Genomic DNA, 15,090 nt, shown 5'->3' on the forward strand with positions numbered 1-15,090 from the left:
GTTAGAAAGATAGTTTGAAAGCTGAACAATTGTGAATTGATTTTAGGAAATTTCAGGGAAAACTTGGAAGTTTTGAATTATTTTCATATATTTTCATCGCATTATTCAAGAAATAATCTTGAATATTTCAACTATTTATAGTAGAATAATACTATTAGGAAGCGCTTTCATAAGAGGCGAGAGAGGTGAGTGAATGGATACGAAACAAGCATTGTACACATTTGGAACCGGAGAGAACTTTCATCTTCAACATTATCTAGGGGCTCATAAAGAGCAAGTAGATGGTGTGGAGGGGTATTGTTTCCGCGTATGGGCTCCAAATGCACAGGCAGTACACTTAGTAGGTGATTTCACCCAATGGGAAGAAAATGAAATTCCTATGGTGAGAAATGAAGCTGGTGTTTGGGAAGTTTTTACAACAGCACCTCAAGTGGGAGATATTTATAAGTACCATGTTACAAGACAAAATGGCCACCGCTTGATGAAGGTGGATCCTTTAGCGGTACGCATGGAAAAACGTCCAGGTACAGGAGCGGTTATTACTGATATTCCAGAGCGGAAATGGAAAGATGGACTGTGGATGGCGAGACGGAGAAAACTTGGTTTTCGATCTCGACCAGTTAATATCTATGAGGTTCATGCTGGATCCTGGAAACGGAATGAAGATGGAAGTCCTTATTCCTTTGCTCAGTTGAAGGAAGATTTGATTCCTTACTTGGTGAAAATGAACTATACCCATGTGGAGTTCATGCCGGTGATGGCTCACCCGCTCGGACTAAGTTGGGGCTATCAATTGATGGGTTACTTTGCCTTGGAACATACTTACGGAACACCGGAAGAGTTTCAGGATTTCGTTGAGGCCTGTCACTTGAATAACATTGGGGTGATTGTGGACTGGGTGCCCGGACACTTTACGATCAATGATGATGCCTTGGCCTATTATGATGGGACACCAACCTTTGAATATCAGGACCATCATCGGGCTCACAACTATGGTTGGGGAGCAATGAACTTTGACCTAGGGAAAAACCAGGTCCAATCCTTCCTTATTTCTAGTGTAAAATTCTGGATTGAGTTTTATCATTTGGATGGAATCCGGGTCGATGCGGTCAGCAACATGCTCTACTTAGATTACGATAGTGGTCCATGGACACCAAATATCGATGGTGGAAATCTCAATTATGAGGGGATTCATTTCCTTAAGCGGATGAATGCTGTGATTAAATCAGAACATCCGGATGTCATCATGGTAGCGGAGGAAAGTTCATCTGGCACCAAGATCACTGGTCCAGAAGAGTATGGTGGTTTAGGATTTGACTACAAGTGGAATATGGGCTGGATGAATGATATCCTTCGCTTCTACGAGGAAGATCCTATTTATCGGAAATTTGATTTTAACTTGGTGACCTTTAGCTTTATGTATGCCTTCTCTGAAAACTTCTTGTTGCCATTCTCTCATGATGAAGTGGTTCACGGGAAGAAGAGTCTCATGCATAAGATGTGGGGAGATCGCTACAACCAGTTCGCTGGCTTGCGAAACCTCTTGACCTATCAGATTTGTCACCCAGGTAAGAAATTGCTCTTCATGGGTTCAGAGTTTGGCCAATTCTTAGAATGGAAGTCTGAAGAACAGCTAGAATGGTCCAATCTAGAAGATGACATGAACCGCAAGATGCAAGAGTTTACTTCACAGCTCAATCAATTCTACAAAGACAACAAGATGCTTTGGGAAATTGATGATAGCTATGATGGTATTGAGATTATTGATGCAGATAACCGAGATCAAAGCGTTTTGACCTTTACTCGTAAGGATAAAAAAGGAAATCATTTGCTTTGTATCTTTAATATGGCACCAGTAGAGCGCAAGGACTTTACAGTCGGCGTCCCTGTAGCTGGGGTCTATGAAGAAATTTGGAATACAGAATTAGAGAAATGGGGAGGTGTCTGGAAAGAGCACAACCAAGAAGTGAAGACTCAAGAGGGATTATGGAAAGATTATCCACAAACCTTAACCTTTACTTTACCGGCTCTTGGAGCTAGTGTATGGAAAGTGAAACGAAAACTTCGTTCCAATGTGTCTAAAACAAAAGAATAGTTGTTGGTGATCTACTGATCGCGGTCTATGATCCCATTCCTAACTCTGTAGAAGAGGCCACAGTGCCTCTCCTCAGAACTGGGAAGAAGGTCTCGTCAATCCAAAAAGGAGTAATCAATGAAGAATGAAATGCTAGCTCTGATCCTTGCTGGTGGGCAAGGAACTCGCCTTGGAAAACTCACTCAAAGCATTGCCAAACCTGCAGTGCAATTTGGGGGACGTTATCGTATTATTGACTTTGCCTTATCCAACTGTGCCAACTCAGGTATCCACAATGTTGGCGTGATTACTCAGTATCAACCGCTTGCCTTAAACAATCATATCGGAAATGGTTCAAGTTGGGGTCTTGATGGTATTAATACTGGGGTTTCTATCCTTCAACCTTATTCTGCAAGTGAAGGAAATCGTTGGTTTGAAGGAACAAGTCATGCGATTTTCCAAAATATCGACTACATCGATAGCATCAATCCAGAGTACGTATTGATTCTTTCTGGAGACCATATCTACAAGATGGACTACGATGAAATGCTTCAGTCTCATAAAGATCACAATGCTAGTCTTACAGTAGCTGTATTGGATGTCCCTTTAAAAGAAGCTAGCCGTTTCGGAATTATGAATACGGATGCCAACAATCGAATTGTCGAATTTGAAGAAAAACCTGCAGAGCCAAAATCAACAAAAGCTTCTATGGGGATCTACATTTTTGACTGGTCTCGTCTTCGCAACATGCTAGTAGCTGCAGAGAAGAGTGACATGGATATGTCTGACTTTGGTAAAAACGTTATTCCAACTTACCTTGAATCTGGAGAAAGCGTCTATGCTTATGAATTCAATGGCTATTGGAAAGACGTGGGAACTATTGAATCTCTCTGGGAAGCGAATATGGAATACATTGATCCAAACAATGCCTTGGACAGCCGTGATCGTCACTGGAAGATCTATTCTCGTAACTTGATTTCACCACCAAACTTCTTTGGCGAACATGCCCATATTGAAGATTCCTTGGTAGTGGATGGGTGCTTGGTAGACGGAACAGTAAAACATTCTATCTTGTCTACGGAAGCACAAGTTCGTAAAGGTGCAGTCGTTGAAGATTCTGTCGTCATGAGTGGTGCCATTATCGGTCAAGGTGCTGTGATTAAACGTGCTATTATCGGTGAAGGAGCAGTTGTTTCAGAAGGTGTTGTCATCGATGGAACGGAAGAAGTACAAGTCGTTGGATATAACGAAAAAGTGGGGGTAGCAACAGATGAAGATTGATAAGTATTCAGCCATTTTAGGAAACACAGTAGGCTTCCATGATATGTCGTCATTGACAGATCATCGTCCTGTTGCCAGTCTGCCATTTGATGGGAAATATCGCTTGATCGACTTCCCGCTTTCTAGCCTCGCTAATGCAGGAATCCGTAGTGTATTTGGTATCTTCCAGCAAGAAAATATCAGTTCTGTCTTTGACCATATTCGCTCTGGTCGTGAGTGGGGCTTGTCAACCCTATTGAGTCACTACTATCTCGGTATCTACAACACTCCAGTAGAAAGTTCAAACGTTGGTAAAGAATACTACGAGCAACTCTTGACCTATTTGAAACGCTCTGGGTCAAACCAGACAGTCGCTCTTAACTGTGATATCTTAGTAAACATTGATTTGAACCAAGTCTTCCACTTGCACAATACCGTTGACAGACCAATCACAGTGGTCTACAAGAAAATGCATCATCGTGACATCTCTGAAGTAAATGCGGTTTTAGAAATCGATGAGACAGATCATGTAAGTGGACAAAAGTTGTTTGATGGAACAGATCCAGATGCTCTCTATAATATGTCAACGGATATCTTTATCGTTGATACACCATGGTTGATTGAAAAATTAGAAGCAGAAATCCATAAAGAACATCCAGAAAAATTGCGTTATATCTTACGTGATTTAGCGGTTGAATATGGAGCATTCGCATTCGAATACACTGGCTATATTGCCAATATTCACTCTGTTGAATCCTACTACCGCGCTAACTTGGATATGTTGGAAACCAATAAATTCATGTCTCTCTTCTCACCAAATCAAAAAGTTTATACCAAGGTGAAAAATGAAGAGCCAACTTACTATGCTCCTGGTTCGCAAATTAAGAATTCGCAATTTGCCTCAGGAAGTATTGTAGAAGCTTTGGTGCATGATTCGATTGTGTCTCGTTGTGTTCATCTACATAAGGGGGCAGAAATTCGTAGCAGTCTCTTGTTCCCAGGCGTTGTTGTCCATGAGGGAGCAGTCGTCGAGCATGCGATTCTTGACAAGGGAGTTGTGGTTGAGGCTGGTGTAACCATTCGTGGAACCCAAGAGGCACCTCTTGTGATTAAAAAAGGTGCTGTGATTACAGAGGATATTGGATAATGAAATTATTGTTTGTTGCCGCAGAAGGAGCTCCCTTTTCAAAAACAGGGGGGCTAGGAGATGTGATTGGAGCACTTCCTAAATCCTTGGCTAAAAAAGGACATGATGTTCGTGTCGTCCTCCCCTACTACGACATGGTAGAGGCGAAATTTGGCGACCAAGTTGAAGATGTTTTGCACTTCGAGACCAGAGTGGGATGGAGAAGTGAATATGTTGGTGTGAAACGCATCTATCGTGATGGTGTTACCTTCTATTTTATTGATAACCAAAAATATTTCTTTAGAGGACATGTCTACGGAGATTTTGATGATGGGGAGCGCTTTGCCTACTTCCAATTGGCAGCGCTTGAGATGATGGAACGTGTAGACTTTATTCCAGATATCGTCCACGCTCATGACTACCATACAGCCATGATTCCTTTCCTACTAAAAGAGAAATACCGTTGGATTCAAGCTTACAATGGAATTAAGTCTGTCTTGACCATCCATAATCTGGAGTTCCAAGGTCAGTTTGATCCAGGAATGTTGTGGGATCTGTTTGGAGTTGGATTTGAGCGCTACGAAGATGGTACCCTTCGGTGGAAGGATTGCTTGAACTGGATGAAGGCCGGGATCCTCTATGCTGATCGTGTGACGACGGTTTCACCAAGTTATAGTTATGAAATCAGAACGGCTGAATATGGTTGTGGCCTTGATCAAATCTTGCGCATGGAATCTGGTAAATTGACGGGGATTGTGAATGGAATCGATACAGACCTATACAATCCTGAGACAGACCCGCTCTTGACCTATCATTTCAGTAAAGATGATTTATCAGGAAAAGCAGCAAGTAAGCGAGCTCTTCAGGAACGTGTCGGACTTCCGGTTCGTGATGATGTTCCCTTGTTTGGAATCGTTTCTCGTTTGACTCACCAAAAAGGGTTTGATGTGGTAGTTGAAGAATTACATAACCTCTTACAAAAGGATATCCAAATCGTTCTTTTGGGAACAGGAGATCCTGGCTTTGAACATGCCTTTTCTTGGTTTGGTCAAGCTTATCCAGATAAACTCTCTGCCAATATTATGTTTGATGTCCAGTTAGCGCAGGAAATTTATGCTGCTTCTGATGTCTTCTTGATGCCAAGTCGTTTTGAACCATGTGGACTATCTCAAATGATGGCCATGCGCTATGGCACGCTACCATTGGTTCACGAGGTAGGAGGACTTCGAGATACAGTACAAGCCTATAATGTGCTTGATGGTAGTGGTACTGGCTTTAGCTTTAACAACCTTTCTGGTTACTGGCTAAACTGGGCTGTAGATCAAGCATTGACAGTCTATACTCATGATAAGGAGGCTTGGCTTGGTCTCCAAAGACAAGCCATGAGCCGTGACTTCTCATGGGATACAGCTAGTCAACACTATGCTGATCTCTATCAATCATTATAAGATGAATGGAAAACGCCTATTTTAGGCGTTTTTTTTGCTTTTGCAGGGAAGAGTTTGCCCAAGGAATGTTGCAAACACCATCTGTATCTAATTCAAATGGGGAATACAAAGCTCTGGGTCTCAATATGGCCTACGAACGTCCCAACGATGGAAACCAATGGTACAATACCAATCCAAATGACCTCACCTCACGCGAGGAGATTGATCGGTAAATGAAGGGGTAAAACGATACGCTCATACTTCTGGATTATCTAGAAGGGGAAGCTGTCCTCAATAAATTCAGTCAAGATTGGAATAAAGCTTACTTCAATCAAGTTGTGACAAGTGCCAAAAAAGGAATTCAATCTATTGAAATCGATGGTAAAACCTACAATAGCTATGAAGACTTGAAACGTGAATTTGCTGAAGCAGTTGATAAAGATAAGGCTACCCTAAGTAACGGATCTGTCAAATTTGGCAATACTGTTTCACTGAAAGAAAAAATCTTTAAGAAATTGCTGCAACAAACGGACAGTTTCAAAACCCCTATTTTTAAATAGGAAGAAAATGCTCATCTGCTCGTCAGGTGAGTTTTTTCTATCATTGGTAATAATGCTTCCTCTTCTGATAAAAATAATATAAATTTGTGTGGAATACAAAAATAGACAAAGTGTCTAAAAACGATTAGGGTCTTTTGAAAACTAGTGGCAAGAGGAATTTTGAAAGTAGTGACAGAATTGCCGTAAAACGTTTTCTTTCTAGGCAAACATTTGACTATTATATCTTTTAGGAGTATACTAAGGGAGTAAAATTTATTTAAGGAGAATTCATCATGAATTTAACATTTTTAGGTCTTTGTTTTGCCTGCTTCGGCGTGTCCATTGCTGAAGGATTGATTATGAGTAATCTTTTCAAAGCTGCTTCTCGTCAACCAGAGATTATCGGTCAATTACGTAGCCTTTTGATCCTCGGGATCGCCTTTGTAGAAGGTACCTTCTTCGTAACCTTGGCCATGGCCTTCGTTATTAAATAGACTTCTCTATTTAGGAAAGGAGGTGTCAAACCTTGGAAGAAAGTGTGAATCCAACCCTAAATATTGGACCAGTATCCTTTGATTTGACCCTACTTGCCATGTCTCTTGTAACTGTTTTGATGGTCTTTGCCTTTGTCTATTGGGCAAGTCGCAAAATGACCATCCGTCCAAAGGGTAAACAAAATGCTCTTGAGATGATTTATGACTTTGTGATTGGTTTTACCAAACCAAACATTGGAGAATCATACATCAAGGATTATTCCTTGTTTCTGTTTTCTCTATTTCTGTTTATCTTGGTTGCCAATAATATCGGCTTAATGGCAAAAGTACAAACAACAAACGGTTATAACTTGTGGACTTCCCCAACAGCCAACCTTGGATACGATTTATCCCTCTCATTCTTGATCACTTTGATCGCCCATGTAGAAGGAGTTCGTCGTAGAGGCGTTAAAGAATATTTGAGAGCATTTGTTACACCTGGCTTTATGACTCCGATGAACATTTTAGAAGAGTTCACCAATTTTGCTTCCTTGGCGATTCGGATCTACGGAAATATTTTTGCCGGTGAGGTCTTAGCTGGATTGCTATTGGCCTTGTCACAACATGCCTTGTATTGGTATCCTTTTGCCTTTATCGCAAACATGTTATGGACAGCCTTTTCAATTTTCATTTCATGTATTCAGGCTTATGTATTTACCATGTTGTCATCTATGTACATTGGTAAAAAAATAAATGAAGGGGAAGAGTAAGTAGAGGAGGATTAGAAGATGGATTTAACTATTAGTACCATTATCGGTGACTTTATTCTTATCGCTGGTTCCTTCCTTTTATTGATCTTTTTAGTGAAGAAATATGCTTGGGGAAATATTACCAGTGTCTTAGATGAACGAGCTGAAAAGATTTCTTCAGATATTGATGGTGCCGAAGAAGCCCGTAAAAAGGCAGAGGAACTTGCTAGCAAACGTGAAGCTGAGTTGGCAGGTAGTCGTCAAGAAGCAACGACAATTCTTGAAACGGCTAAGGAAACAGCCGAAAAAAATAAGGCTCATATTCTTAGTGAAGCTAACCAAGAAGCCCTTCGCTTGAAAGAAAAAGCGCAATTAGAAATTTCGCAAAATAAAGAAGAAGCGATGAACAGTATCAAGGGAGATGTCGCAGACCTAACCGTCAACTTGGCAGGTAAATTGCTAAGCCAACAGTTGGACTCTGAAGGCCATCGCCAACTGATCGATCGCTACCTAAATGAATTAGGAGATGCCTAATGGACAAAAAGCAATTAATGGTAATTGAGAAATATTCCCAGCCTTTTGTTCAATTGGTATTTGAAAAGAATCAGCAAGATGACGTTTATGAAAAATTAAGTCAAATTAAGGCTGTTTTTGAAGAAACAGGCCTTGCTGCATTTTTAGCTCATATCGGTGTAGAGGATGAAGAGAAAGCGAAGAGTCTTCGACTCTTTCAAAACTCGGATTCAGCATTACTAGACCATTTGATTGAAGTGGTTATTCTCAATCATCGTGAAGCCTTATTTTATGACATTGTCAGAGTTAGTATGGATCAAATTCAACAGCTGAGCAACTGTTTCGAAGTAACCGTTTCTTCGGTTGCCGGACTGGATCAGGCTCAAAAAGAAAAGTTGATCCCTATTATTGAAAAGAAATTTGGTATCCAAGTTCGTTCGCTTAAAGAAGAACTGGATCCAGATCTGATTGGTGGTTTTGTGGTTTCAGCAAATCACAAGACGCTTGATACCAGTCTCAAACGTCAATTGCAAGTCATAAAAGCAAATTTGAAATAGAAAGTGGTGTGAATTTTGGCGATTAACGCACAAGAAATCAGCGCTTTAATTAAGCAACAAATTGAAAATTTCCAGCCAAATTTTGACGTCACAGAGACCGGAGTCGTTACCTATATTGGTGACGGGATTGCGCGTGCTCATGGCCTTGAAAATGCAATGAGTGGGGAGTTGTTGATCTTTGAAAACGGCTCATACGGAATGGCGCAAAACTTGGAAACGACAGATGTCGGGATTATCATCCTTGGAGACTTCACAGACATTCGTGAAGGAGACTCGATTCGTCGGACTGGTAAAATCATGGAAGTCCCTGCTGGGGACGCCTTGATTGGTCGGGTTGTCAATCCTCTTGGTCAGCCAGTGGATGGCTTGGGAGAAATCGTAACAGATACCTTCCGTCCAGTTGAAACACCAGCTCCTGGTGTTATGCAACGGAAATCTGTATCAGAACCTCTTCAAACAGGTTTGAAAGCCATTGATGCCCTCGTTCCAATCGGACGAGGCCAACGGGAGTTGATCATCGGAGACCGTCAAACAGGGAAAACCTCGATTGCCATTGATACTATCTTGAACCAAAAGGGTCAAGACATGATCTGTATCTATGTCGCTATCGGTCAAAAAGAATCAACGGTTCGGACACAAGTAGAAACACTTCGTAAGTATGGGGCTATGGATTACACCATTGTGGTGACGGCATCAGCCTCACAACCATCTCCACTCTTGTTCCTTGCACCTTATGCAGGGGTTGCTATGGCCGAAGAGTTCATGTACAATGGCAAACACGTTTTAATCGTCTATGATGATTTGTCTAAACAAGCCGTTGCATACCGTGAATTGTCTCTTCTTCTTCGTCGTCCGCCAGGACGGGAAGCCTTCCCAGGGGATGTTTTCTACCTTCACAGCCGTTTATTGGAACGTTCTGCGAAAGTATCGGATGAATTGGGTGGTGGTTCCATTACTGCGCTTCCAATCATTGAGACACAAGCAGGGGATATTTCTGCTTATATCGCGACTAACGTAATTTCGATCACAGATGGCCAAATCTTCTTGCAAGATAGCCTCTTTAACTCAGGAATTCGTCCAGCCATTGACGCAGGATCATCTGTGTCACGGGTTGGTGGATCAGCCCAAATCAAGGCTATGAAGAAGGTTGCGGGGACTCTCCGTATTGACCTAGCTTCTTACCGTGAGTTGGAAGCCTTCACCAAGTTTGGTAGTGACTTGGATGCCGCTACTCAAGCTAAGTTGAACCGTGGTCGCCGGACAGTAGAAGTCTTGAAGCAACCAGTCCATGAACCATTAACTGTCGAAAAACAGGTAGTCATCTTGTATGCTTTGACACATGGATTCTTGGATAGTGTACCTGTTGATGATATCCTTCGCTTTGAAGAGGAATTGTTTGCCTTTGTAGAAGTGCATCATCCAGAAATCTTTGAAACCATTCGGACGACCAAAGATCTTCCAAGTGAAGAAACAATGGATGCAGTGATTACTGACTTTGTCAACCAATCAAGTTTCAAATAGAAATAGGAGTGGCAGATGGCAGTTTCTTTAAATGATATCAAAAATAAAATTGCATCGACAAAGAATACCAGTCAAATTACGAATGCTATGCAGATGGTATCTGCTGCCAAACTTGGGAAGTCTGAGCAAGCTGCCAAGGACTTCCAAATTTACGCATCTAAGGTTCGTAAGCTATTGACCGACCTCTTACATGGACATGAGGCTGAGAATGATAAGTCTAAGTACCATCCATTTTTAAAGAGTCGGCCTGTCAAAAAGTCTGCTTATATTGTCATCACTTCTGACCGTGGACTAGTGGGAGGATACAACGCCTCTATTCTCAAGTCTGTCATGGAATTGAAGGAAGAATACCATCCAACGGGTGAGGATTTTGAAGTCATCTGTATTGGAAGTATTGGGGCAGATTTCTTTAGAGCAAGAGGCATCCAGCCGGTTTATGAACTACGTGGCCTAGCTGATCAACCAAGCTTTGATGAAGTGCGGAAGATCATTAACAAGACAGTCCAAATGTATCAAAATGAATTGTTTGATGAATTGTATGTCTGTTATAACCACCACGTCAATAGTTTGACCAGTCAATTGCGGGTTGAGCAAATGCTTCCGATCATTGACTTGGACCCCAACGAAGCAGATGAAGATTATATCTTGAATCTGGAGTTGGAATCAGACCGAGATGCGATTTTGGATCAATTGCTTCCACAGTTTGCTGAGAGTATGATTTATGGAGCCATCGTTGATGCCAAAACAGCTGAAAATGCTGCCGGTATGATGGCCATGCAAACAGCAACAGACAATGCCAAGAAGGTAATTGATGAATTGACCATTCAATACAACCGAGCTCGTCAGGCGACCATTACGCAAGAAATTACGGAAATTGTTGCAGGAGCGAGTGCGCTTGAGTAGTTGATTCGATGCACATTTTAACAATACAAAAATAAGCTTGCTTATATGTATGACCAAGCTTAGAAACTTAATAGAATAGGAGAATGACATGAGTTTAGGCAAAATTTCTCAGGTTGTAGGTCCTGTCGTTGACGTAGCTTTTGCTGCGGGCGATAAACTCCCTGAGATTAATAATGCGCTTGTAGTCTATAAAAATGACCAACAAAAATCAAAAGTCGTTCTTGAAGTAGCTCTTGAACTTGGGGATGGTGTCGTTCGCACCATTGCCATGGAATCAACAGATGGCTTGACTCGTGGGATGGAAGTATTGGACACTGGTCGTCCAATCTCTGTGCCTGTCGGAAAAGAAACTCTTGGACGTGTTTTCAACGTCTTGGGAGATACCATTGACTTGGAAGAAGCATTTCCAGAAGATGCTCCTCGTGAATCCATTCATAAAAAAGCTCCATCCTTTGATGAGCTTTCTACTTCAGAAGAAATTCTTGAAACAGGGATCAAGGTCATTGACCTCTTGGCCCCTTACCTGAAAGGTGGGAAGGTCGGCCTCTTCGGTGGTGCCGGAGTTGGGAAGACCGTCTTAATTCAAGAATTGATCCACAACATTGCCCAAGAGCACGGTGGGATCTCCGTCTTTACCGGGGTTGGTGAACGGACCCGTGAGGGGAATGACTTGTACTGGGAAATGAAGGAATCTGGCGTTATCGAAAAAACAGCCATGGTCTTTGGACAAATGAACGAACCACCAGGAGCACGGATGCGTGTAGCCTTGACTGGTTTGACCATTGCGGAATACTTCCGTGATGTGGAAGGTCAAGACGTTCTCTTGTTTATCGATAATATCTTCCGTTTCACCCAAGCCGGATCAGAAGTATCAGCCCTTTTGGGACGGATGCCTTCTGCCGTTGGTTACCAACCGACCTTGGCAACTGAAATGGGTCAATTGCAAGAACGGATTACCTCAACCAAGAAAGGTTCTGTTACATCAATCCAGGCCATCTACGTGCCAGCCGATGACTATACAGACCCTGCTCCAGCAACAGCTTTCGCCCATTTGGACTCTACGACCAACTTGGAGCGTAAATTGGTTCAATTAGGGATTTACCCTGCCGTGGACCCATTGGCATCAAGCTCGCGTGCCCTTTCCCCAGATATCGTTGGAGAAGAGCACTATGCAGTGGCTTCTGAGGTCAAACGCGTCCTTCAACGTTACCACGAATTGCAAGATATCATTGCTATCTTGGGGATGGATGAATTGTCTGATGATGAAAAGACCTTGGTGGCTCGTGCCCGTCGTATTCAATTCTTCTTGTCTCAAAACTTTAACGTGGCGGAACAATTTACTGGTCAACCAGGTTCTTATGTACCAGTTGCAGAAACTGTTCGTGGCTTTAAGGAAATTTTGGATGGGAAATATGACCACTTGCCAGAGGATGCTTTCCGTGGTGTTGGATCGATCGAAGATGTGATCGCCAAAGCTGAAAAAATGGGATTCTAAGAAGAGGTGAAAGATGAGTCAAATGAACGTCCAAATCGTTACACCGGATGGACTGGTTTATGATCATCATGCCGCATTTGTATCTGTCAAGACAATTGATGGTGAATTAGGGATTTTACCTCATCATATCAATACCATTGCGGTTTTGGCTGTAGACCAAGTCAAGGTTCGTCGTGTCGACGATGACAAACATATTGATTGGATTGCAGTCAATGGTGGGATTATCGAAGTAGCGGATAATGTCATTACCATTGTAGCGGATTCAGCTGAACGCGCCCGAGACATTGATATTAGCCGGGCTGAGCGTGCAAAATTGCGTGCGGAAAAGGCCCTTGAAGAAGCCAAAGATCAACATTCTGTTGATATGGAGCGTCGTGCAAAAATTGCCCTTCAACGAGCTATTAACCGGATTAATGTCGGAAATCGATTATAAAAAGTTAAAGAGGCTGGGACAAAAGTCCTAGCCTCTCAATTGTCTTTGGATTGTCGCGCAAGACACAGTGGTTGAGTGGGCTCTACTACGCTGATTTCATCAGCTTTTACAGCCCTACTCAACTGTGCGGAGGTGGGATGACGAAATCGAATTCTAACGAATGACCGATTTCTGTCCCACTCTCTTTTTTGAATCTAAAGAATATAAAGGGAAACTTTTTCTTGTGGTATAATAGAGGTATGATTCAAATGATTTTTACTTTTTGCAGTCACCTATTATTTATTTCTTTTGCCTACCACCTTCTTTCAACGGTGGTTCAGTGGGAGCGTTTTTTAAAGGTAAGTGCTGATACAGCCTTGAAAATTCGTCTTCTTATTCTATTGATCAGCATTAGTTTAGGGTATTTGACGAGTAGCTTCTTTATCAGTATCTATGAATTCAGTCGGCAGTTGTTTAACGGGAACTTTTAGCTTCTTTTTTGATGAATTTATGGTATGATAGTAGTCGTGACTGAATGAAATGGAGTAATAACGAGTATGGATAAAATTATTGTAAACGGTGGTCAAAATCGCCTAGTTGGAACTGTGAAGATTGAAGGAGCAAAGAATGCCGTCCTTCCCCTTTTAGCAGCAACTGTTTTGGCCAGTGAAGGAACAACGACTTTGACCAATGTTCCTGTTTTATCTGATGTCTTTACCATGAATAATGTCGTTCGTGGCTTGAACACTCAAGTGACGTTTGATGAAGAGACCAATACAGTAGTCGTTGATGCAACTCAACCATTAACAGAAGAAGCGCCTTACAAATATGTCAGCAAGATGCGGGCTTCGATCGTCGTATTAGGTCCTGTCTTGGCTCGGAATGGTCATGCCAAAGTTTCCATGCCGGGTGGATGTACCATTGGTAGTCGTCCAATCGATTTGCACTTGAAGGGATTGGAAGCTATGGGGGCGAAGATCACTCAAACTGCGGGCTATATTGAAGCAAAAGCAGATCGTCTTCATGGAGCGCATATCTATATGGATTTCCCATCCGTAGGTGCGACGCAAAACATCATGATGGCAGCAACTTTGGCAGATGGAACTACGGTTATCGAAAATGCAGCCCGCGAACCTGAGATTGTGGACTTAGCCTCTCTTTTGAATAAGATGGGTGCTAAGGTGCGTGGAGCAGGCACAGAAACCTTGACGATTGTTGGGGTGGATCGCTTGCATGGCGCGGTTCACAATGTTGTTCAAGACCGGATTGAGGCAGGTACCTTTATGGTTGGTGCAGCCATGACAGGTGGAGACGTTTTAATCGAGGATGCTATCTGGGAACACAACCGTCCTCTTCTTTCTAAGATGCAAGAAATGGGTGTTGAAGTAACGGAAGAAGAAAATGGTATTCGCATTCGCTCAGATGTCTCTAAATTGAAACCAGTGACGGTAAAAACCTTGCCTTATCCAGGTTTTCCTACAGATATGCAAGCTCAATTTACTGCTTTGATGGCCATGCCCTCTGGTGAATCGACTATGATTGAAACAGTCTTTGAAAATCGTTTCCAACACTTGGAAGAGATGCGTCGGATGGGCTTACACTCAGACATTATGAGAGATACAGCCCGCATCCAAGGTGGAGCTAGCTTACAAGGGGCTGAAGTGATGTCGACAGACTTGCGTGCTAGTGCGACCTTGATTTTAATGGGGCTTGTAGCTGAGGGAGAAACCAAAGTTAGCAAGTTAACACACCTTGACCGTGGATATTTTAAATTCCATGAGAAATTGGTGGCTCTTGGAGCAGATGTACGTCGTGTGAAGGAAGATGATGATGAAAACTAAATTAAAAGCAATTGGAAAACAATTGGGAATCGTCCTATTGGTTCTTACTATTTTAGCGATTGTCTTCGCTCTTGGCTTGGTCATTGGATATGGTATCATTGGTAATGGGAAGGATCCTTGGTCTATTCTCTCGCCAGATACATGGAAGGAAATCCTTCAGAAATTTACAGGTAAGTAACTATTTATCAAAAAGAGGAGCT

General features: G+C 42.2%; 15 protein-coding genes and 1 pseudogene. All 16 read left to right on the forward strand.

The window, feature by feature from the left end; translation table 11 throughout:
• The first annotated feature begins 193 nt into the window (after positions 1-193).
• The 16 genes and pseudogenes from glgB to I2D56_RS05860 all read left to right on the forward strand — a co-directional run bounded on the left by glgB (position 194) and on the right by I2D56_RS05860 (position 15,068).
• The gene (gene glgB / locus I2D56_RS05785) at positions 194-2,095 is read left to right on the forward strand and encodes a 1,4-alpha-glucan branching protein GlgB (protein ID WP_195348175.1); all 1,902 of its coding nucleotides are present in this window, start codon (positions 194-196) and stop codon (positions 2,093-2,095) included.
• A 117-nt stretch (positions 2,096-2,212) separates the two neighbouring features.
• Positions 2,213-3,355, forward strand: coding sequence for a glucose-1-phosphate adenylyltransferase (locus I2D56_RS05790; RefSeq protein ID WP_195348176.1), 1,143 nt, complete (start codon positions 2,213-2,215; stop codon positions 3,353-3,355).
• Positions 3,345-4,481, forward strand: a complete 1,137-nt coding sequence (gene glgD / locus I2D56_RS05795) for a glucose-1-phosphate adenylyltransferase subunit GlgD (protein WP_195348177.1) — start codon at positions 3,345-3,347, stop codon at positions 4,479-4,481. Before I2D56_RS05790 ends, glgD begins: the two co-directional genes overlap by 11 nt.
• On the forward strand, positions 4,481-5,908 hold the full coding sequence (glgA, locus tag I2D56_RS05800; protein WP_023026620.1) for a glycogen synthase GlgA: 1,428 nt from the start codon (positions 4,481-4,483) through the stop codon (positions 5,906-5,908). Before glgD ends, glgA begins: the two co-directional genes overlap by 1 nt.
• Positions 5,909-5,955: 47 nt before the next feature.
• Positions 5,956-6,447: pseudogene (locus tag I2D56_RS05805) on the forward strand (ZmpA/ZmpB/ZmpC family metallo-endopeptidase); the annotation flags it as partial.
• A 272-nt stretch (positions 6,448-6,719) separates the two neighbouring features.
• Positions 6,720-6,920 (forward strand): F0F1 ATP synthase subunit C, encoded by a 201-nt coding sequence (locus I2D56_RS05810; RefSeq protein WP_006596628.1) that lies wholly within the window; start codon positions 6,720-6,722, stop codon positions 6,918-6,920.
• A 32-nt stretch (positions 6,921-6,952) separates the two neighbouring features.
• Entirely contained in the window at positions 6,953-7,669 is a 717-nt protein-coding gene (gene atpB, locus I2D56_RS05815; protein ID WP_195348178.1) for a F0F1 ATP synthase subunit A, read from the forward strand.
• Between the two features lie 18 nt (positions 7,670-7,687).
• Positions 7,688-8,182 carry a F0F1 ATP synthase subunit B gene (gene atpF / locus I2D56_RS05820; protein ID WP_195348179.1) on the forward strand — a complete coding sequence of 165 codons (495 nt, stop codon included), beginning with the start codon at positions 7,688-7,690 and terminating at the stop codon, positions 8,180-8,182.
• A complete protein-coding gene (locus I2D56_RS05825) occupies positions 8,182-8,718 on the forward strand; it encodes a F0F1 ATP synthase subunit delta (RefSeq protein ID WP_120702143.1) in 537 nt (178 codons plus the stop codon). Before atpF ends, I2D56_RS05825 begins: the two co-directional genes overlap by 1 nt.
• 15 nt (positions 8,719-8,733) lie before the next feature.
• Positions 8,734-10,239 (forward strand): F0F1 ATP synthase subunit alpha, encoded by a 1,506-nt coding sequence (gene atpA / locus I2D56_RS05830; protein ID WP_129268804.1) that lies wholly within the window; start codon positions 8,734-8,736, stop codon positions 10,237-10,239.
• A 15-nt stretch (positions 10,240-10,254) separates the two neighbouring features.
• Positions 10,255-11,142: a F0F1 ATP synthase subunit gamma gene (locus I2D56_RS05835; protein ID WP_031573410.1), complete on the forward strand. Its 888-nt coding sequence runs from the start codon at positions 10,255-10,257 to the stop codon at positions 11,140-11,142.
• Positions 11,143-11,230: 88 nt separating this feature from the next.
• Positions 11,231-12,637, forward strand: coding sequence for a F0F1 ATP synthase subunit beta (atpD, locus tag I2D56_RS05840; RefSeq protein WP_125374267.1), 1,407 nt, complete (start codon positions 11,231-11,233; stop codon positions 12,635-12,637).
• Between the two features lie 13 nt (positions 12,638-12,650).
• On the forward strand, positions 12,651-13,070 hold the full coding sequence (locus I2D56_RS05845; RefSeq protein ID WP_120702141.1) for a F0F1 ATP synthase subunit epsilon: 420 nt from the start codon (positions 12,651-12,653) through the stop codon (positions 13,068-13,070).
• Between the two features lie 239 nt (positions 13,071-13,309).
• Complete coding sequence (locus I2D56_RS05850; protein ID WP_023022750.1) at positions 13,310-13,540, forward strand: DUF1146 family protein; 231 nt, start codon at positions 13,310-13,312, stop codon at positions 13,538-13,540.
• Between the two features lie 66 nt (positions 13,541-13,606).
• Positions 13,607-14,890 carry a UDP-N-acetylglucosamine 1-carboxyvinyltransferase gene (gene murA, locus I2D56_RS05855; protein WP_195348180.1) on the forward strand — a complete coding sequence of 428 codons (1,284 nt, stop codon included), beginning with the start codon at positions 13,607-13,609 and terminating at the stop codon, positions 14,888-14,890.
• Positions 14,880-15,068 carry a DNA-directed RNA polymerase subunit beta gene (locus I2D56_RS05860; protein ID WP_023022752.1) on the forward strand — a complete coding sequence of 63 codons (189 nt, stop codon included), beginning with the start codon at positions 14,880-14,882 and terminating at the stop codon, positions 15,066-15,068. The genes murA and I2D56_RS05860 overlap by 11 nt, the downstream gene beginning before the upstream one ends.
• Positions 15,069-15,090 lie beyond the last annotated feature (22 nt).

It is taken from the genome of Streptococcus australis, from assembly GCF_015553625.1.
Taxonomy (GTDB): Bacteria; Bacillota; Bacilli; order Lactobacillales; family Streptococcaceae; genus Streptococcus; species Streptococcus australis_B.

Excerpts from the sequence above, each read along its gene's own strand:
- I2D56_RS05860 (WP_023022752.1), top strand. The coding sequence starts at position 14,880 with ATGAAAACTAAATTAAAAGCAATTGGAAAACAATTGGGAATCGTCCTA.
- I2D56_RS05850 (WP_023022750.1), top strand. The coding sequence starts at position 13,310 with ATGATTCAAATGATTTTTACTTTTTGCAGTCACCTATTATTTATTTCT.
- I2D56_RS05835 (WP_031573410.1), top strand. The coding sequence starts at position 10,255 with ATGGCAGTTTCTTTAAATGATATCAAAAATAAAATTGCATCGACAAAG.
- I2D56_RS05845 (WP_120702141.1), top strand. The coding sequence starts at position 12,651 with ATGAGTCAAATGAACGTCCAAATCGTTACACCGGATGGACTGGTTTAT.
- atpF (WP_195348179.1), top strand. The coding sequence starts at position 7,688 with ATGGATTTAACTATTAGTACCATTATCGGTGACTTTATTCTTATCGCT.
- I2D56_RS05810 (WP_006596628.1), top strand. The coding sequence starts at position 6,720 with ATGAATTTAACATTTTTAGGTCTTTGTTTTGCCTGCTTCGGCGTGTCC.
- glgD (WP_195348177.1), top strand. The coding sequence starts at position 3,345 with ATGAAGATTGATAAGTATTCAGCCATTTTAGGAAACACAGTAGGCTTC.
- atpD (WP_125374267.1), top strand. The coding sequence starts at position 11,231 with ATGAGTTTAGGCAAAATTTCTCAGGTTGTAGGTCCTGTCGTTGACGTA.
- murA (WP_195348180.1), top strand. The coding sequence starts at position 13,607 with ATGGATAAAATTATTGTAAACGGTGGTCAAAATCGCCTAGTTGGAACT.
- glgA (WP_023026620.1), top strand. The coding sequence starts at position 4,481 with ATGAAATTATTGTTTGTTGCCGCAGAAGGAGCTCCCTTTTCAAAAACA.
- I2D56_RS05825 (WP_120702143.1), top strand. The coding sequence starts at position 8,182 with ATGGACAAAAAGCAATTAATGGTAATTGAGAAATATTCCCAGCCTTTT.
- glgB (WP_195348175.1), top strand. The coding sequence starts at position 194 with ATGGATACGAAACAAGCATTGTACACATTTGGAACCGGAGAGAACTTT.
- I2D56_RS05790 (WP_195348176.1), top strand. The coding sequence starts at position 2,213 with ATGAAGAATGAAATGCTAGCTCTGATCCTTGCTGGTGGGCAAGGAACT.